An 18,857-nucleotide genomic window follows, 5' to 3' on the forward strand; every position below is an offset into this window, starting at 1 on the left:
ATAAGTCTATATTTTTTTTAGTTTTTATCTATACTTAGACCTATTCTTAAGAGAAGGAGTGGAGAAATACGATGTTGAATGAAAGTGAAGCAGCGGAGCGAAAGCATTTGGATGACATCCACGGAAGGCTTCTGATGGCACTGAGAGAAATTGAGGATAAACTGTCGGATTCCTACAAGGACATCATAGAGGCGAAGAAATACCTTTGGGTGAACATGGCCCAGCTGGATGCCGCGGAGTGGGCGGCGAACCGTGTAGATATCTCCTTATCCATCGATACCGGGGAAAAAACCGCGGCCAAACGTCAGAGAATAAGTAAGCTGGTCAGCACGCCTTACTTTGGCAGAGTAGACTTTAAGGCAGTGGATCGATTAGAGGTGGATGCTTACTACATAGGTGTCCATGCATTCAGCGAAGAAGAAAGTCAGCATAATCTGATCTACGATTGGCGTTCACCCGTGGCAAGCCTATTTTACGATTTTAATGTCGGAGAAGCGTTTTACCAGGCCCCAATGGGAAAAGTGGATGGCGATATCACAACGAAAAGGCAGTATAAAATCAAAGACGGGATCCTGGATTATGTGATTGAGAGCTCCTTCAACATTCATGATGATGTTTTGCAAAAGGAGCTCAGCAGCACCTCGGATGAGAAAATGAAAAATATCGTAGCCACCATTCAGCAGGAACAAAATAAAATCATCCGTAACGAAACGTCTAGCGAGCTGATCATACAAGGTGTGGCGGGATCCGGTAAAACATCTGTCGCCTTGCATAGGGTTGCCTATCTTCTGTATCGCTATAAAGATACCTTAACCTCAAGCAATGTGCTGATTATTTCTCCCAATAAAGTGTTTTCCGATTATATATCCAATGTCCTGCCGGAGCTTGGCGAAGAGAAAATCATGGAAGTGAGCATGGAGGAATTGGCTGAAAAAGAGCTGGCGGGAATATGTAAGTTCGAAACGTTTTACGAACAGGTTGCAGGGCTGCTTGAAGGTCAGGATGAAGAAATCGCTGAACGTATCCGTTATAAAGCCGGTATGAGCTTGATCCAAGACCTGGATATTTTTGTGAAACATGCCGAGCTGCATTTCTTCGAGGTTGATAATATAGAGCTGGAGCAAGTCTTTATCTCTAAAAAGGAGATTTTGGATTGTTATCAATCGATTACCGGCATGCCCTTGAAACAGCGGCTCGATAAAACGGCAACGATAATAAGTGGGCAGAGCAAAACCCGAGACGGGGAACGCATACCACCAGCCGATGCGAGAAAAATCAAAGCAGCCATCAAGAAAATGTACAGATATCCAAGCTTACTCACCTTGTATAAGGAATTTTACAATTATTTAGGCAAACCCGGGATGTTGAAGCTAACCGGAAAAAACAAGTTGGAATTTGCGGATGTTTTTCCTCTTATTTATTTGAAGCTTCAGGTTGAAGGGGCAGCGCCAATGCAAATGGTGAAGCATCTGCTTGTGGATGAAATGCAGGATTATACTCCGGTGCAGTATGCTGTTTTGGCCGCATGCTTTCCCTGCAAAAAGACGATTTTAGGTGACAGCAGCCAATCGGTAAATCCATATTCCTCTACCTCACTCCCTGCGATCAAGAACGTATTTCCCCAGGCAGAAACCATAGAATTGTTAAAAAGCTACCGCTCTACCCTTGAGATTGCGAATTTTGCCCAGAGGATCAGGCGGAACGACAGACTGATTCCTGTCGAGCGGCCATGGAGAGGAGCCTAAGGTTTCCCAATTCAGCAGCTTGATGGATGAGCTGAATGGTATACGGAAGCTATCCCGTGAATTTTTGGAATCGAAGCATTACACCTTGGGAATTGTTTGCAAAACCGGTATCCAGGCTAATCAAGTCTATGAGGCGATCAGGGAGCTTCACCCAGACGTGCATTTGCTGGATTTTCGCAGTGAATCATTCCATGAAGGCATTACGGTTACCTTTTCACATATGGCAAAAGGACTGGAGTTTGACCAGGTGATTGTCCCATTCGTTGACGGCTTGACGTATCAGACTGAGCTGGATCGAAGCCTGCTGTATGTGGCTTGTACCCGAGCCATGCATATATTACATTTAACCTGTTCCGGTAAGATAACGGCCTTTTTGCAGAGCCTAGACTGAAGTATGATAGAATAATGACCATAAATTACCATGTGAATGATTCTTGCCTGCATCAAGTGGTGGATCGGGTTTGCTAAAAGTCAATCTGGCGGTGGACGCCGTTCATTGAGATCTAACCGCAGTTAACATGAAAGCAGAATGAGTGGTTGAATAGGTATGTGATCCGGATCGCATGCAGGCTGTTGTATATGCGATTCGGAACAACATTGTACGTTAAAGTCACTTTATGTAAGTTCTTAGGTGTATCCGCCGTTATCTTGTATGAAAGCGCTTTACACCCTATAATGGATGGTAATCCATAAATAACCATTAGAGTCTGGGGGAGTCCTGCATGAAGCTTTTGGCCGCAGTGACCGTTCCGAGCGTCAAACCGCGCAAAAAACGCTGGCCGCGCGTCGTCGGAATCATTGTTCTGATTATTGTGCTCTTGATTGCCTGCGCAGGTGGATACGTGTACTGGCTAGTGAATAAAAGTTTGCCGGTCATTAAGGGCGAACTCCGAATTTCCGGACTGGAAAAGGAAGTAACGGTATGGAGGGATGAATCCGGCGTGCCGCATATCGAGGCGCAAAGTGAGCAGGACCTGTATATTGCCCAAGGGTATGTGACAGCGCAGGACCGCATCTTTCAGATGGATCTGAGCAGAAGGCAGGCTTCCGGACAGCTGAGTGAAGTGGTGGGGGCAAAAGCGATTGACCGCGATAAATTCTTTCGCAGCTTCGGTCTGCGTAGGGCGGCTGAGGCATCCTTAGCTGCCTACTCGGAGGAATCTAAGAACGTACTGGAATGGTATGCACAAGGCGTCAACAATTACATAAAGCAAGCAAAAGAATCCAAATCACTGCCGATTGAGTTTACGATCCTGGGATACCAGCCAACGGAGTGGCAGCCGATTGATTCCTTAACGATTGGCAAATATATGGCTTATGATCTGGCAGGCAATTGGGAGGGGCAGGCATTCCGATACAGTATGGCGCAGAAGCTATCGCCCGAGAAGCTTCAATCTTTAATGCCGACTTATCCGAAGGACGGGGCTACAATTATTCAGGCACTAAAGGACAATCCGGTTGACCTGACCGCACTCGCTGCCGCCGCAGTAACTCCTGATCCTTTTAATGGCAGCAACAACTGGGTCGTATCCGGTGAGAAGTCGGCTTCAGGGAAACCGATGCTGGCGAATGATCCGCATTTGGGGCTGGATGCACCGTCGATCTGGTACGAGACACATCTTTCGGCACCAGATTTGAATGTGAGCGGTGTTATTTTCGCCGGGGTTCCGGGAATCATTCTTGGACACAACCAGGACATTGCCTGGGGAGTGACAAATTTAGGACCGGATGTCCAGGACCTTTATATAGAAAAGAGAAATCCGGAGAATCCGAATCAGTTTGAATACATGGGTAAGTGGGAAGATGCCAAGGTGTACAAGGAAGAAATAAAAATAAAAGGTGAGGAGCCGGTATCCTATGATGTCGTGGTGACCCGGCATGGACCCATTATTTCCGAGTTCGCTAAGGACCAGCAGCAGGATACGGCTCTCGCCATGAGGTGGACGGCTTTGGATTCAACGACGGAGCTTGAAGCCATCCAGATGTTCGCCAAAGCACATAACTGGGAGGAGTTTAAGAAAAGCCTGGAGTTTTTTGATGCTCCCGCACAGAATTTCGTTTTTGCTTCCACAGATGGTACCATCGCGTACCGGGGAAATGGTCTGATTCCTATCCGCAAAAAAGGCGACGGCTCGGTTCCTGTACCCGGATGGACGGATGAATATGAATGGACGGGATATATTCCTTGGGATGATCTGCCTACGACTGTGAATCCAAAAGAAGGGTTTATTGCGACCGCGAACAATAAAGTCATCGATGACAGCTATCCGTTTCACTTGACCGACAGCTGGGCTCAGCCATACCGCGAAGCGCGTATCCAGCAGGTGTTATCCGGTAAGGATAAGCTGACCGTGGAGGACATGCAGAAGCTGCAGTTTGACCGCAATAATCTTCAGGCTGAGGAGCTTTTGGATGGTCTGATCGGCAAGGTCAAAAATAACTCGGATCTTCGTCCGGTAGATAAAGAAGTACTGGGGCTGCTGCAAAATTGGAATAAAGTGAATGACCCGGATCAAGCGGCACCTATGGCTTATGAACTGTGGATGCAGAAATTTGATGATGTGCTGTTCAAGCCTGAAATCAGCGATGACACGATGAAGCTGTTTAATAATAAAGCCATCGTAAAGGATGAAATGCTTCGTAAATCGCTGCAGGGCGAGCAGGAGCCATGGATGGATGAAAAGGGCGGACTGGAAAAGGTGGCGCTGCAGGCACTTCAGCTGGCGGTCGATCAGGCTGTTTCTCTGCAGGGGAAGCATCCATCCAAATGGCAGTGGGGAAAGTTCCATCAGGTAGACTTCCCTCATCCGCTTGGCTCGGTGAAGCCGCTGAACCTGATATTCAACGCCAAGGCCGTTCCGATGGGCGGAGGCCGGGTAACCGTTGGCGCGGCAGGTTGGGATTCGGCAACCGGTGAAGTGAACCACGGCGCTCCGTGGAGAACAGTGATTGATCTGTCAGATCCGCAGAGGTCGTTTAATGTGGTCGGGCCGGGTCAATCCGGTCATCTGCTGAGCAAGTGGTACCACAATCAGGTAGATGATTGGACAACGGGGCAATACCATATGACCAGCATCGTGCCAGCCATTTACCGAAATGCTGGAAATGAGCTGAAGTTAATTCCGGATTAAGTAAGTAAGACCAAGCAGCCCTTTGGGCTGCTTTTTTTGTATCGCCGCTCATCCATGTTGATGGAGCATCGCATCGTTGATATGATGTGCTGTTCTGCTTACAACGGAACGCATTTTTTTCTTGACGCTTCAATGCTTTAGTGCTAACTTATATCATAATTCATATCGGCTTACTGGTGTTTAAAAGGAGGGATCATTTTGCCGGTTCAAAAGAGTACTCCCTTAATGGAAATAAATCATATTTCAGTAGCTTATCAGGATAACCGCAGCATTCTTAACGATATTCATTTAACGATCAATCAAGGTGAATTCGTGAGTATTATCGGTAAAAGCGGATGCGGCAAGAGCACGCTGCTGAATGTGATTGCCGGATACATAAAGCCGAAGCACGGAAAGATCACGGTCCAAGGGAGAGAAGTCACCAAACCGGGGCCTGATCGCGGCTTTGTTTTTCAAGATTTGGCACTGTTCCCTTGGCTCAGCGTCCTGGACAATGTCTCTTTCGGTTTGCGAATGGCAGGAGTGAGCAAACAGGAGATACTGGAACGCAGCAAGGAAGCGATCCGAATGGTTGGACTATCGGGTTCCGAGAACAAGAGTATCAGCGATCTTTCAGGCGGGATGAAGCAGCGGGTGGCGATTGCCCGGACACTGGTCACCAAGCCTAATATCCTGCTCATGGATGAACCCTTTAGTGCTTTAGATGAGCAAACCAGAGAATCGCTCCAAGAAGAACTTCTGCGAATTCAGAAGGAGACAGACATGACGGTCATTTTAGTGACCCACAGCATTGATGAAGCCATCTATCTGTCGGACCGGGTCGCTGTATTTGATGATCAGGGCGGTATCCACAATATGATTCATATTGGGCTTGGAAAGCCGAGAATCCCGGAAATTCGTGTTTCATCGTATTTTAATGAATATAAGAAGCAGCTGATGCAGGATCTGCGATATGATTTTCAAATTCAATACGAGTCGGAAGGCTCAGGGATATAAAAAAAGGGGAATGTCACGATGAAAAAGAGATCGGTATACAGCAAAATATTCAGTATGGCGGGAAGTCTTGTATTAGCCGCGGCGCTGACCGCAGGATGCGGAAGCAAGGATACGACCCAATCATCAGATGGTGCAGCCGATACAGGCCAAAAAGAGCAGGTCCAGGAAATCAAGGTAGGGTATGTGAATCTGCTCGCAGCGGCTCCCGCAGTTATTGCGAAGGAAAAGAATCTGCTTGACAAGCAGGGCTTAAAAGCGGAGTTTTTCTCTTTTGCCAATGGCCCGGATCTATACAAGGCCCTCTCTTCCGGCAAGCTGGATGTGGCTTATGCGGGTATGCCTGCAGCGGTGAACTGGGGCTCGCGCGGAGCGGAGTTCAAGATCATTGCCAAAGTGGATGATGGTAAAAACGGAGTGTTGACCAAGGACTCCTCAGGTATACAGCAGCCGGCAGACTTGAAGGGGAAAAAGATCGGTAATCTGGTAAAAGGCAGCGGCGTGGATTACCTGATCCGTGCGGTTCTGCTTCCGGAAGGGCAGCTGAGCGATCAGGATGTCACTTTGGTGCAGATGGAGACAGCCAATATGGAGACTGCAATTACGAATGGGACAATCGATGCGGCGGTAGCCGGTGAGCCCTTCTTAACCTTTGCAGAGCTTCGGGGATTGAAAGTGGTGAAGGAGCTGCCGGATCCGGCCTTTGTGGTCTTGGGCTCGAACACGTTCTTGAAGGATCATGCGGATGCCGCAAAAAAATTCATCCAGGGACATATCGCCTCGATTGATGATTTGAATCAAAACGTGCAGGAGGATGCTGAGGTACTGGCCAAAGCATTTAACGTGCCCGAAATCAAAGGATCTGACAAAACGTATACACCTGGTGAGGTCATGGCTCAGGCCTTGAAACGCAATACATTCTCTTATCAATTTACCGATGAAGATCTGAAATATTACCAGGAGATCGCGGATAACAGCTATACAATCAAATCGCTGGAGAATCAACTTGATGTAAGCAGCATTATCGATACCACCTGGGTCAAATAACCGAGCCTACGAAGGCAGGGGGAAAGATATGAAAAAATTTCATTTTGGCATTCTTGCCGTCCCTTTTATTATCGTGGTCTGGATGCTCGCGGCACGCCATTACCCGCCCATTATTTTTCCGGGACCCTGGCGTACCTTGCTGGAGCTGAAGAAACAGCTTATGTCGCCGGACTATTATCATCATATCGGGATCAGCCTGTACCGTTTGTTCTTTGGCTTTGTGATCGCAGCTGTGTCGGCATTTGTATTGGGGCTGCTCGCAGGCATCAGTAAAGCTTTCCGGCAGTTCTTGACACCGATGGTGGCGCTGTTCCAAGCAACGCCGCCAATGGCCTGGGCCCCGCTGCTGATATTGATGCTGGATCTGGGAAATGCGCCGATGATCGCAGTCATTGTGATCGCTGCCTTTTTCCCGATTGTCGTCAATGTCATTCAGGGCATGGAACGCATTAAAATAACGCATATCCGCGCAGCCCAGACACTTGGCGCAAGCCGGCTTCAACTGGCCTGGCATGTGTATTTACCGGAGGTCATGCCGTCTGCGTTCACCGGAATCGTGGTCGGCTTCGGGATCGCCTGGCGCTCCCTTGTAGCGGCGGAAATGATTGGGGGAAGTTCAGGAATCGGCTGGCTAATCTCATCCAGCGGGCAGATCGGCAATTCACCACTGGTGATGGTCGGGATTATTACCATCGGTATTTTGGCGATGTTCTTCGAATTTGTTCTCATTCATCCGCTGAAGAAGCGGTTTGCTTCCTGGGAGTCGAAGGCGTAAAACAAGCATATAGGGGGAAGATATGAAGGTATTTGTTGAACGGGTGAGTCGATTTTTACAATTGGCCCATGCTCAGAGCCGTACCGTTACGATTGACCAAAGCGTAGAACGGGGAGGCGGCAACATGGGCTTTCGCCCCACCGAACTTTGGCTTGTTGGATTATCGTCATGCTCGGTGATGACACTGCTCCGGTACGCGGAACAGAAGGAGCTTCTTCTGACGGATGTCTCCGTAACGGCTGAGGATACGGTAGATGATCAAGGCGATATATCTGCGATTGATTTTAGAGTGACCTTTGCAGGGGATCTGACCGCACAGCAGAAAGCAGAACTGCTTGCGCATGTCAAAAGCAACTGCAAGGTTTTGCGGACCGTGGGGCCTCATATTGCAATCAGTTATAGAGAGGCTGAACCGGATGCAGCTGTGCATACCGGCACAAGCTGCACTTTAGAAGGCGGAAATTGCTGTATGTAATCACAAACCGCGAATACATAAAAGAGATGGCATCTGATCCAATCAGAAGCCATCTCTTTATTCTTTTAGCGGTCATCTAACGGTCTGTTATTCTATCGGAAATTGATAGAATGCAAGCATCGGCAGATACGTCGCATTGTCCAGAGGTAGATGAGCGGTAGGATTCTCCTCAAAGGCACCATGTAAGCAGGCATGGCCTCTCACGCTGCGATTTAGCTGAACTTGGATGGTATTGGGGCCGGTAAGGGTACATTCAGATGCATGAAGCAGACCTTCTTCATCCTCTACGGTGAAGACCGGTTGGAGTGGACCGGTTGCCAGGAGATTGCCCTTGACATGATTAAAGGCAATCTCAAGGATTGCTATATCCTGTGATACTACCGGAAGCAGCCTTGCGGATTGGATTTCCGGAGCCTGATAGTGAACAGGCATACCATAAACCTCCGACAGGGCAGCACGTGCTAACCGCTCACCGATCAGAAGATTACCCGCCGGGCTATTATGAATTTCATCCGAGAGCGGGCAGTCGAGAGCCGGAATAACCGTCACATGAGGAATTTCGTGAGCGGCCAGGCGCTGATGCTCACGTAGCGTTCCCCAGGATATATCTCCTTCTGTCGACGGATTGGACGAGGTATGACGGTTCAGTTGAACTGTCAGTACCGGTAGTGTATCTTGGCCCAAATCTCTCCGGATCGATTCGACCATTGTGCGGAAACGGGATAAATACGTCGGCGACTCCTTCGGTGTACAGTCTGTACAGCCCTGATACCATAGGATGCCGCGAATATTGCCGCCAGTGGACAGGATCGTATCCATCATCACCCGGTACAACATGCCATCCTCCTCGGGGTTCCATTTACTGAGCGGAGAACCGCCGTGAGCCACCGGGATTAAACCGATTGGCCATCCCGTTTCCCTTTTGACGATCCGGGCGAAGGAGAGAAACGGGGAATGACCCGGATTGGCGTTCTCCCGGTTCTCCATATGAAGGGACTGAGTCGAATCGTTAAAAGGATGTGTTGCCAGATCCCATTGCCCGTTATGACGAAACAGGTGGATTCCGAGTTCGGGCGGGTCGTTTACAGGACCTTTGCCATAACCTGCGGCATTGCTCTGCCCGGCAATGACCCAGAGATCGCCTACGCCGAGGTGATGGACCATGTCGCCGCGCGTAAACCATTCCATTGCAGCTTTGCCGTCCATCTGAAGAGAGGTTTCCAGGCGGTACAAGCCGCCGGCCGGAATATTCACCAGGTGGAGCGACCATGTATGCGATGCCTGATCCGTCAGGGCAGGAGTCCATCCCATCACATTTTCTGAGGAGTCCTCCTTAACAATCCTTACATATACCTGGCCATACGTACTCCCATCCCCAGGTGGGTTCCAGGCTCCGTGAAGCTCTAAAGAGGCAAAGCCTTCTTGTTGCTGAATGATGGTCCACGGCTGAGGCCCTTGCTCAATAGTAACGCCGATTTGATGATGCATCCGTTATGTAACAACTCCTTTATCGCAGCTGCAGCAGCGTTAATTCGTTAATCATCTGCTTTTTCTTTTCTACTTTGGCTGCCGGATTCCTGCTTGATAGAACCAAACCATCCCGTCGAAAATAGATTTATTCAACCATGTGACAATTTCCCCGGAAATATTTAGCGGATTTTGTTTTGATCAACGAGATTTCCCTTTCATTTTTATATTTTAGAAAGAAGAAGGAATAAGAAGGAAGTTGTCGAAATCAACAAAATGTTTGGAAAAATTTGCTTGTATTAGAGAAAAAGAGAGGTCATGAAGTTGAAGAAGACATTATTTTTTATCGCTCTGATTAGCGTATTTTGTGGATTCAGTTTAATCAATTGGACAACAGGCACAGCCTATGCTGAAGAAAGCCAGCTCCAGATTAAAGACATCGCCGGGAAGGATACCTATTTAATGAGTGATGGTTCGATGTGGTCCACGATCGACGGGGCTCGAATCATCCATACACCCGGAACCATATCTGCAATTAGTGGCAATGTGTATCATGGTATGGGAATAACCCGGGATAGCCGGTTGATTTCATGGGAATTTGGTGCTCCGGATGTTCTCGAAGGCAAGACAGGGGTGAAGCAGGTTTCAGGAAGCTACTGGCTGAAGACGGACGGTACAGTATGGTCCGGAGACAAGCCATTGAAAAATCTCAACAGCATATTGCTCATTGCTGATGGCGATAAGAATTTTGCAGCGTTGTCTTCCAATGGAGATGTGCTCTTTGAAGAACCTTACAAACCAGGACAGTTCAAAAAGCTTGGCATGGTGGAGCAAGCATCTTCAATCAAGTCTATGGCGGTTCATGATGGACGTGTTGCCTTGCTGTATGACAGCGGTAAAATTGTTGTCTATGAAACATCCAACTTTGATGATAACGGCCGCATTATACCGGTCACAGTCGCAGAGGATGCTGTTCATATGGTGTATGTTTCAAGATATCCTACGGATGCCCTCATCGTTACGCTTAAGGATGGTACAGTGTGGGTGACGGGAGAATATAAGGATCGCTGGAAGCTTAAGGACCCAATAGCCAGTCTTAGCGGAATCGTAAAAACCGCTGTGGATTCGTATAAAGATGATTTGTCCGAAGGGATTTACGCCCAGCGTAACGACGGGAGCTGGGTATTGTACAAAGATGGGGACATTTCGCCGATTGATGTGCCGGTCGTTACGGACTTGGCGGTTTCAATATCCGATACAAAGCCTTTTGTAGGGGACAGCTTGAAGGTGGACATCCAGGAAACCTATTCGAACAAAGCGAAGATTAAGGTCCCCGTTAGGGATGCCAAGGTGGATGTCGAAAAACCATACCTGATGAAATTGCAGCCGGACGGAACGTTGAAAGCGGCTGGAGTTGGCAAGACACAGGTCACCGTAACTTCAAGTGGAGTATCCAGTACAGTAACGGTATCCACCAGTCTCCGTAATAATCTAAAATATGCTAAGCAGGTAAATAGCAATATATTTGTTCCAGCCAAAGCTGCTATCCAGGCGCTGGGAGGCACTGTTTCAGGCGGAAGCGAAGGCATGGATGCAAAGTTCGGTGAGACGGCGATCTCATTCAAAGCGGGCAGCAGTCAAGCTTCACTAAACGGAAATATGATCCGGTTAAAGGCTTCTCCTATCCTTGATAAGGGAGAACTGCTCATTCCTGCCTCTCTGTTGACCGATGCGCTAGGGGCAAACGTGAGCTGGGATGCCAAATGGAAGCAAGCACAGATTTCTTTTGGAGATGCCAGCATGACCATCGTATCCTCGGAAACTGCAGGATTAATCAAAAAAGCGATGCAGGGCAGCCTAGCCAAATTTATCGGTAAGACCTACTGGGTGAATGATTTTGAGGGCTGGGAACGTTTCTCTAAGATTACGGTAACGGATGTGCTGCCAGACGACAAAGGAGAGTTCTCCATTGTATTCAAATCGGGTGCGGGTCAGACACTGAGAAGCTACTCCATGAATTCGTCAGAAGTTATGCAGCTGTTTGCGGACCGATCTTCGTTATTAAATTACGACCCTTATCAAAAATTCAAATGGTCTGCATCCGTCTGGAAACAGATCAAAGCAGGCAGCGTTTCTCTCGGGATGACCAAAGAACAAGTACAGCTCTCCTGGGGGAATCCTGTGGCCAAGGATATTACGTCCGGTGGAGGCAAAACCATCGAAACGTGGGGTTACTCTAATTTCGACGTCGTTTCTTTCGTGGATGGCAAAGTTATATTGATTATTATGTAATGGATAGTATACAACCTTCATAGATTGTATTTAATAATGAAATCGCCCTTTGCTGGAATGGATGATCCTTCGCACCATTCCTGTAAAAGGCGATTTTTTTGCTTGTTTAAGCACTTATTCATTACACTTTTTCATACATCCCCTTCAAAAAAGCAATGCTTTCTTCCAGATGCATCTCGGGAGTACTTTCCAGAATGCCTTGAATATGAGGACGCTGATATTTCATATAACGAAGAATCGGTGCGAATTGAAGCAAGCCCTGACCGACAGGGACGATATGAATGCGGCCTTCCTTCATCTCAAAGTCTTTGAGGTGGATCACGGCAATCCGGTTGCCCAGAATCTCAAGTGCTTCCTCGATCACTGATTCTTGCTCCAAGTAATTGTCTGGACTCATGAGGTTGGCACAGTCCAGAATAACCTGCAGATTAGGTGAAGGGACCAAATCGAGAAGTCTGCGGGTCAATGGAGCCGTATGCAGGGGATGATTCAAGCCGGCTTCAATACCCACCGTCACGCCAAAACGCTCGGCTTCCGCAACCATGACCCTCACAGAAGCAATAACCTTCTGAAATGCATCCTCCGTAAAGTTGTCTGACGTATAGCCATTTCCCACACTGCCTGTTTCCGTGCCTACCAGACTGGCGCCAAAATCTCTTGCTAAACGCAAATGGGTGTTGAAATCAGACAATGCCTCCTCACGCTTATGTGGAACGGAGTCCACAATATTGACATAACATCCAAGCACTGCAATCCGAATTCCCGCCTGTCGGAACGCTTCGCCATAGTGAGCGGCCGTACCTGGGCTCAGGGCAGACAGACGGGGAGCGCTTTCGGGAAAGGATTTTTTTAAGGCGAATTGAATATATGAAAGTCCATATTTCTGAAGCTTTAAAGTCAGCTCATGCAACGGGATCTGCCCAAAATCATGTGCACGGATGCCCAATTGAAGCGGAACACTCATCATTCAGCCTCCTTCACACGGAGCTTTTTATGCAGATGAGACAACGCACTGGACTGTGCAATCGCCTGTATCACAAGCCCGGCTATACGCTGCGCACCTTCTTCTGAAAAGTGGGTATCATCCGAAATGCCCTCGGGATAGTTGGGATGCACCTTCTCTGGTAAATGCATGAACAGTTCCTGTGATCCTTTAGGTCCTAAATCTCGATAAAGCTGTTGTGATGCTGCGAAAATATCAAGCAGGGGGGTCCCGGATTCCTTCGCTACCTCTCGCATGGCAGCGGGGTAAAGCCCAACGGCAGAAGGATCCGGAAACCCATCGATGGTGAAACGACGCCGGCTGACCGAGGTCAGCAGTACGGGAATACCTCCGCAGCGGCGGGTCGATTCAATGAAATGCAGCAGGTTGTAACGATACTCTGCAGCAGGATCGGTATACCGCAAAGGATCTTCCTTTTTCTCATCATTGTGTCCGAATTGAATGAAGACGTAATCTTCAGGCTGAAGCTCTTGCTCTATGGCAGCAAAGTGACCCTCCGCGAGAAAAGATTTGGTACTGAGACCGTTAATCGCCCGGTTGTCTACACGAATGGACGGCTCCAAGTATCCCTGAAGATATTCTCCCCAGCCGGCCATCGGTTTTTTGGAATCTTCCTTTCGAGCTGCGGTGGAATCGCCAGCGATAAACAGGGAATGCGTCATTTAGATTCCCTGCTCTACAAAGCGATGTTGTTGCAGCCAATTCGCGCAGCAGCCAAGCCATTGCTGGCAATGGGCATTGTCATCTGAAAGCCCAAGGCCATGACGGCCATCCTCAAACACATGCAGTTCGAAAGGAACTCCCGCTTTGGACAGTGCACCTGCGAACATCAGGCTGTTCTCCACTGGAACACCCGCGTCGTTGGCCGTTGTCCATATAAAGGTTGGCGGTGATGCGGAACCTGCTTGCTGATCGGAAGAAAAGGAGTGAATTTTCTCCGGTTCCGGATGTTCACCCAAGAAATTCAGCCGGCTCCCTTGGTGCGTATAAGGCTCTTCGAAAGTAATGACAGGGTATCCAAGCAGCAATAAATCCGGTTTTGCGGTTCCGGTAACGGCAGTGATCGAAGCTAAATGTCCGCCGGCAGAGAATCCAATCATACCGACCTGCTGCGGGTTTATAGCCCATTCCTTAGGAGCTTGCCGGGCCCAGGTGATTGCATCCTGCACGTCTTGAATCAAGGCAGCCGGCTCAAAATTATCAAGCTGATAATGGAGCACGCCAGCATGAATACCGAGTCCGTTTAACCACCTGGCAACCGGTTCGCCTTCATGATGAGCCAAGTTTTGGTATCCGCCTCCAGGCAGAACGAGTATAAAGGGGAGAATTTCTCTATTGGTCTCACCAACCGGATAAAGAGTGAGAAGAGAGGAGCTTCGGGAAACAGGTTCTTCCAATGCTCCGTCCGTGAAATGACAAACCTGCAGCATATTTGTATTCCTCCTTAATCAGCGGATTGAAATCGAAAGTACACCGAAGCGTTGTGATATGCGATGCCTTCTACCATCTGACCGAGCAATTCCATGTCGTCGGGTGCTTCGCCGCGTTCTGTCCATTCACCGATCAGCTCGCATAATACCCGGCGGAAATACTCGTGGCGCGTATAAGACAGAAAGCTGCGGGAATCCGTAAGCATACCTACGAAATGGGCGAGCAGGCTGTTGTCGGCAAATAAGGTTAATTGCTGGCGCATGCCGTTTCGGGTATCGTTATACCACCAGCCAGAGCCTAATTGCAGCTTACCTGGCGTGTCTTTTTGATAGCAGCCCATTAATGCCAGCAGCGAAGGATAATCGTTAGGATTTAAAGAATAGAGAATGGTTTTTGGCAGCCCCGGTCCGCTTTCGGCGCGGTCGAGCAGCTGTGATAATGACCCGGTTAGCGGCAAATCATTCAAACCATCGTAGCCTGTATCCGGTCCCAGCCGATTAAACATCGGAGTATTGTTGTTGCGGTAAGCATGCAGATGAAGCTGCATCGTCCAGTCTTTTTCATGATAGAATCCGATCAACGTGCTTAAGAGCTCTGTTCTGTAGATGGAAATCTCCTCCTGGGATAATTCCACCCCTGCAAGTCTCTTAGCAAAAATCTTCTCCACAGCTTCGGAATCCCCTGCTTGATAGCGTAAAATATCCAGCGCATGATCGGAGAGCCGGCAGCCTTGTTCATGAAAAAAGTTTACTCGCTGCTGTAAAATATCTACGAGGGATGCGTAGGATAGAATCTCTTTTCCGGTAGCCTGTTCTAAACGCCGCAGCCAGTCGGTGAAGCCAGGGGCATCGATGTCTAGCGCCTTGTCCGGACGAAACGCGGGAAGTACCTGGAAATCCTGCTCTTCTTTTTTCAGAAGCTGGTGATATTCAAGGGAATCCGCGGGATCATCTGTGGTGCAAACGATTCTGACATTGGCATTCTTAATGATGTTTCGGCGCTGAAATGCAGAGGTAGCAAGCTTGGCATTGACTTCCTCCCAAATTCGTGGTGCCGATTCCTCATTTAACTGCTCATGGATACCAAAAAAACGACGGAGCTCTAGATGCGTCCAGCTGTATAAGGGATTGCCTACTGTCTTGGGGACGGTTACCGCCCACGCCATAAACTTATCGTAATCTGAAGCGTCGCCTGTAATATGTGACTCCGGAATGCCATTGGCACGCATGAGGCGCCATTTGTAATGATCCCCGGAGAGCCAGGCCTCGGTCAGATTGCGGAAATGCTTATTTTCATAAATTTCCTTCGGATCCAGATGGCAGTGATAATCAATAATAGGCATATCCTTGGCATGTTGATGGAACAGGGTACGAGCTGTGTCAGTAGATAATAGAAAGTCATCGTTTAAAAACATATGGATGGCTCCTTTGCATGATGGGATTTTAGGATTGGTAAAATGAACATAGCGTCCTGTCTGCGATGAGAGCGCCGTTAGACATTCCCTTATAGAGTCACTCCGGTTTTGAAAATAGCCAGTTCGCGGACTTCATTGTGTTCATTTCGGGTCTTCCGGCCGCTGGCGACCTCAATAATGTAAGTTATAAATTGCTCCAAAATCTCGGATATCGGTTGTTCCAGCAGCGGACCGGCATTGAAATCCATCCAGTGGCCTTTTTTGGCGAACAGCTCATTGTTGGTCGCGATCTTCACCGTTGGGACAAAGCTGCCAAAAGGCGTGCCGCGTCCGGTTGTAAACAAAACCAGATGGCAATCGGATGCCGCCAGTGCGGAAGAGGCTACGAGATCATTGCCTGGGGCTTGCAGCAGGCTAAGTCCCTTTTTGCGAAGCTTCTGGCCGTATTGCAGTACGTCGACTACCGGCGCGCTGCCAGCCTTTTGTGTGCAGCCTAGCGATTTGTCCTCCAGGGTACTGATGCCGCCTGCTTTATTGCCCGGGGAAGGGTTTTCATATACCGGTTCACCATACGACAGGAAATATTGCTTGAAATCATTAATCAAAGAAACAATGTCATGATAAACTTCTTGGTTTTGCGCGCGTGCCATCAGCATCTTTTCGGCGCCGAACATTTCTGGCACCTCGGTTAAGATCGTTGAGCCACCCTGCGAGATGAGAAAGTCGGAAAAAGCACCGAGCAGCGGATTGGCCGTAATGCCGGAAAATCCATCAGAACCGCCGCATTTCAGGCCTACATTTAATTCACTCACGGGAACCGGCTCACGATGATCGCCTTGTGCGGTCACGTAGAGCTCTTCCAGCAGGTTCAGCCCCGCCTCGATTTCATCGCCAACCTCCTGCGCCACCAAAAATTTCACGCGCTCCTCATCGTAATCTCCCAGCATACTGCGAAATTCGGTGACGATATTGTTCTCGCAGCCAAGTCCGAAGACCAATACACCGCCGACGTTAGGGTGGTTCACCGCATCGAGCAGTATGCTGCGGGTCTGGCGATGGTCGTCGCCGAGCTGTGAGCAGCCATATGGATGCTTGAGGATTGTAATATTATCGAAAGTCCCCAAATCAGGATGCCGTGCTTTGAATTCCTGGAGAATCTGCTCGGCTATGCCATTTACGCATCCAACTGTCGGGACAATATACAGATCGTTCCGGATACCGACTTTGCCGTTTGTACGGCGATACCCCTCAAAGGTTAAGCTCCGGACCGGATAGGTAACCGGGTGTAGTTCCGGCTTGTATTCATACTCTTCTTCTCCCGCCAGATTGGTTGCAATGTTGTGTGTATGCACCCACTCACCGGGTTCAACGGCACCCGTTGCATGACCAATCGGGTAACCATATTTGGTTATCATGTCTCCGGGTGCAAAGCGGATCAGCGCGAATTTATGACCTTGCGGAATGTCCGAAACGGCGGTAAGTGCATGATCATCGACAATCATTTGTTCCCCGGCTGCAATAGGTCGTAAGGCAACGGCGACCGTGTCCCGGGGGTTCATTTTCAGCCATAGTTTCATATGAATCCTCCTAAACCCGTTGTTGCAGGGCAGCACGGCTGCCTGCATGATCCAGCTGATGGATATGCTCCCCGATCACCTGGACAAGATGTGGAACTGCCGACAAGTCTTCTCCCCACAGACGTTCCTCTTTCAAAATTGTGATGACGAAGGAGGAAGGGACGCCCCATGCTTTATCAAAGATTGCAAGAACTTCGGGAACATCCTGCCGGATCAATCGATCTCCCCGGTAGCTAAGCAGTAATGCGGCAAAGGAGAGGCTGATGAGGGGAGGGAGCTCTCCTTTTACCCGCTGATAACGGAGAAGAACCGGCAACAGACGGGCTTTGAACTTGGAAATGCTGTTCAGCGAGATCGACGTTAATTCATGCCGGATATAGGGATTTTTAAAACGCTCCTGAATGTCCTTGGCGTAAGAGAGAACATTCTCCCGCGGCATATCCAGCATGGGAGCAAGCTCGTTCTCCATGATCTCTTGCACAAAACGGGAAAAGCATTCATCCTGCATGATTTCCTCCACGGTTTCGAGTCCTGCTAACAGGCCAAGGGGCACCATAGCCGTATGAGGGCCGTTTAGCAGATGAACCTTTCGCTCCCGGTAAGTCGTCATATCATCGGTGAAAATCACGTTCAGCCCCGTTTTATGAAGTGGGAGCCGTTCGGACATCCAATCGGGACCTTCAATGACCCATAAGAGATAAGGCTCAGCGGTGACCATGAGTTCGTCCAGGTATCCCAGCTCGATTTCCAGTTCCTTGGCGGTATTCCGCGGATAGCCAGGGACAATCCGGTCCACCAGGCTGCAGCAAAAGGTATTTTCCTCATCAAGCCAGGTTGAAAAAGCTTCCCCAAGCTGCCAATCCTGCGCATACTGCTGTACAAGCTGCTTCAATTTTTCGCCGTTACGGTCAATCAATTCACAGGGGATGATCACGAATCCCTTTTTTTTGAGCTCGAAGCGCCTAAACAGCAGCGCCGTTAATTTGCCTGGAAAGCTTTGGGGAGGCATATCCCCTGATTGATCCCCGGCATGATAGGAAATCCCGGCCTCGGTGGTGTTGGATGTGATGAACTCCAGCCCATCGTCTTCAGCCAATGCCAAGTAATCATCATATTGGGTATAGGGATTAATCACACGACTGACGCTGGTCACAATTTCATGGGAACTCACGGGCTCGCCCTGGAAAATGCCGTTTAACAGCACGGTATACAGACAATCCTGCTTTGCCATCAGCCCGCCAAGCCCATGTTCAGTCGGCTGCACGACAACGGCGCTGCCTAGAAAAAGCCCTTGGCCGTTCATCTGCTGCAGCTGCCAGTCTACGAAAGCCCGCATGAAATTCCCGCCTCCAAATTGAATGATGCGCTCCGAATAAGAGGGGAAGTCGGGATAAGTGCTTTTAGAAAGTTGTTGTGACATCCTGCATAATCTCCTTTTCATGAAGTTATGATATATTGCACACGTTAACATTTTTGTTTAAAAAAAGAGGGAGTACCTCTTTTTCTT

Annotated in this window: 15 protein-coding genes; 8 read left to right on the forward strand and 7 right to left on the reverse strand. The window is 48.8% G+C overall.

Translation table 11 applies throughout. From position 1 onward, the window contains the following. Positions 1-71: 71 nt before the first annotated feature. The 7 genes from E6W40_RS03855 (at position 72) to E6W40_RS03880 (ending at position 8,166) form a co-directional block, all read left to right on the forward strand. Positions 72-1,745, forward strand: a complete 1,674-nt coding sequence (locus E6W40_RS03855; protein WP_342774675.1) for a HelD family protein — start codon at positions 72-74, stop codon at positions 1,743-1,745. Between the two features lie 22 nt (positions 1,746-1,767). Beyond that, on the forward strand, positions 1,768-2,136 hold the full coding sequence (locus E6W40_RS30335; RefSeq protein ID WP_342774676.1) for an ATP-binding domain-containing protein: 369 nt from the start codon (positions 1,768-1,770) through the stop codon (positions 2,134-2,136). A gap of 331 nt (positions 2,137-2,467) precedes the next feature. Further along, positions 2,468-4,876 (forward strand): penicillin acylase family protein, encoded by a 2,409-nt coding sequence (locus E6W40_RS03860; protein ID WP_136604274.1) that lies wholly within the window; start codon positions 2,468-2,470, stop codon positions 4,874-4,876. Positions 4,877-5,074: 198 nt separating this feature from the next. Beyond that, positions 5,075-5,872, forward strand: coding sequence for an ABC transporter ATP-binding protein (locus E6W40_RS03865; RefSeq protein WP_136604275.1), 798 nt, complete (start codon positions 5,075-5,077; stop codon positions 5,870-5,872). 18 nt (positions 5,873-5,890) lie between these two features. After that, the gene (locus tag E6W40_RS03870) at positions 5,891-6,916 is read left to right on the forward strand and encodes an ABC transporter substrate-binding protein (protein WP_136604276.1); all 1,026 of its coding nucleotides are present in this window, start codon (positions 5,891-5,893) and stop codon (positions 6,914-6,916) included. A gap of 28 nt (positions 6,917-6,944) precedes the next feature. After that, on the forward strand, positions 6,945-7,691 hold the full coding sequence (locus E6W40_RS03875; RefSeq protein ID WP_136604277.1) for an ABC transporter permease: 747 nt from the start codon (positions 6,945-6,947) through the stop codon (positions 7,689-7,691). Positions 7,692-7,713: 22 nt separating this feature from the next. Continuing rightward, positions 7,714-8,166 carry an OsmC family protein gene (locus E6W40_RS03880; RefSeq protein ID WP_136604278.1) on the forward strand — a complete coding sequence of 151 codons (453 nt, stop codon included), beginning with the start codon at positions 7,714-7,716 and terminating at the stop codon, positions 8,164-8,166. Between the two features lie 87 nt (positions 8,167-8,253). Here the strand turns inward: E6W40_RS03880 and E6W40_RS03885 are convergent, their stop codons facing one another. Beyond that, entirely contained in the window at positions 8,254-9,654 is a 1,401-nt protein-coding gene (locus tag E6W40_RS03885) for a sialate O-acetylesterase (RefSeq protein ID WP_136604279.1), read from the reverse strand. 297 nt (positions 9,655-9,951) lie between these two features. Between E6W40_RS03885 and E6W40_RS03890 the strand changes: the two genes are divergently transcribed. Beyond that, a complete protein-coding gene (locus E6W40_RS03890) occupies positions 9,952-11,925 on the forward strand; it encodes a stalk domain-containing protein (protein WP_136604280.1) in 1,974 nt (657 codons plus the stop codon). Positions 11,926-12,046: 121 nt separating this feature from the next. On the opposite strand, the gene E6W40_RS03895 is transcribed toward E6W40_RS03890, so the two are convergent. The 6 genes from E6W40_RS03895 to E6W40_RS03915 form a co-directional block, all read right to left on the reverse strand. Next, the gene (locus tag E6W40_RS03895) at positions 12,047-12,892 is read right to left on the reverse strand and encodes a sugar phosphate isomerase/epimerase family protein (protein ID WP_246072850.1); all 846 of its coding nucleotides are present in this window, start codon (positions 12,890-12,892) and stop codon (positions 12,047-12,049) included. After that, positions 12,889-13,590, reverse strand: a complete 702-nt coding sequence (locus E6W40_RS29895) for a rhamnogalacturonan acetylesterase (RefSeq protein WP_246072852.1) — start codon at positions 13,588-13,590, stop codon at positions 12,889-12,891. Before E6W40_RS29895 ends, E6W40_RS03895 begins: the two co-directional genes overlap by 4 nt. Continuing rightward, positions 13,591-14,358: an alpha/beta hydrolase gene (locus E6W40_RS29900; protein WP_246072854.1), complete on the reverse strand. Its 768-nt coding sequence runs from the start codon at positions 14,356-14,358 to the stop codon at positions 13,591-13,593. Between the two features lie 14 nt (positions 14,359-14,372). After that, positions 14,373-15,773 (reverse strand): glucuronate isomerase, encoded by a 1,401-nt coding sequence (uxaC, locus tag E6W40_RS03905; protein ID WP_136604282.1) that lies wholly within the window; start codon positions 15,771-15,773, stop codon positions 14,373-14,375. A gap of 89 nt (positions 15,774-15,862) precedes the next feature. Then, positions 15,863-17,350, reverse strand: a complete 1,488-nt coding sequence (locus tag E6W40_RS03910) for a UxaA family hydrolase (protein WP_136604283.1) — start codon at positions 17,348-17,350, stop codon at positions 15,863-15,865. Between the two features lie 10 nt (positions 17,351-17,360). Beyond that, positions 17,361-18,770, reverse strand: coding sequence for a tagaturonate reductase (locus E6W40_RS03915; RefSeq protein WP_136604284.1), 1,410 nt, complete (start codon positions 18,768-18,770; stop codon positions 17,361-17,363). Positions 18,771-18,857: the final 87 nt, after the last annotated feature.

Source organism: Paenibacillus dokdonensis, from assembly GCF_004916975.1.
In the GTDB taxonomy this organism is placed as follows: domain Bacteria; phylum Bacillota; class Bacilli; order Paenibacillales; family Paenibacillaceae; genus Paenibacillus_AQ; species Paenibacillus_AQ dokdonensis.

Coding starts and splice junctions, on each gene's coding strand:
- E6W40_RS03855 (WP_342774675.1), top strand. CDS start 72: ATGTTGAATGAAAGTGAAGCAGCGGAGCGAAAGCATTTGGATGACATC.
- E6W40_RS30335 (WP_342774676.1), top strand. CDS start 1,768: ATGGATGAGCTGAATGGTATACGGAAGCTATCCCGTGAATTTTTGGAA.
- E6W40_RS03860 (WP_136604274.1), top strand. CDS start 2,468: ATGAAGCTTTTGGCCGCAGTGACCGTTCCGAGCGTCAAACCGCGCAAA.
- E6W40_RS03870 (WP_136604276.1), top strand. CDS start 5,891: ATGAAAAAGAGATCGGTATACAGCAAAATATTCAGTATGGCGGGAAGT.
- E6W40_RS03875 (WP_136604277.1), top strand. CDS start 6,945: ATGAAAAAATTTCATTTTGGCATTCTTGCCGTCCCTTTTATTATCGTG.
- E6W40_RS03880 (WP_136604278.1), top strand. CDS start 7,714: ATGAAGGTATTTGTTGAACGGGTGAGTCGATTTTTACAATTGGCCCAT.
- E6W40_RS03885 (WP_136604279.1), bottom strand. CDS start 9,654: ATGCATCATCAAATCGGCGTTACTATTGAGCAAGGGCCTCAGCCGTGG.
- E6W40_RS03890 (WP_136604280.1), top strand. CDS start 9,952: ATGAAGTTGAAGAAGACATTATTTTTTATCGCTCTGATTAGCGTATTT.
- E6W40_RS03895 (WP_246072850.1), bottom strand. CDS start 12,892: ATGATGAGTGTTCCGCTTCAATTGGGCATCCGTGCACATGATTTTGGG.
- E6W40_RS29895 (WP_246072852.1), bottom strand. CDS start 13,590: ATGACGCATTCCCTGTTTATCGCTGGCGATTCCACCGCAGCTCGAAAG.
- E6W40_RS29900 (WP_246072854.1), bottom strand. CDS start 14,358: ATGCTGCAGGTTTGTCATTTCACGGACGGAGCATTGGAAGAACCTGTT.
- uxaC (WP_136604282.1), bottom strand. CDS start 15,773: ATGTTTTTAAACGATGACTTTCTATTATCTACTGACACAGCTCGTACC.
- E6W40_RS03910 (WP_136604283.1), bottom strand. CDS start 17,350: ATGAAACTATGGCTGAAAATGAACCCCCGGGACACGGTCGCCGTTGCC.
- E6W40_RS03915 (WP_136604284.1), bottom strand. CDS start 18,770: ATGTCACAACAACTTTCTAAAAGCACTTATCCCGACTTCCCCTCTTAT.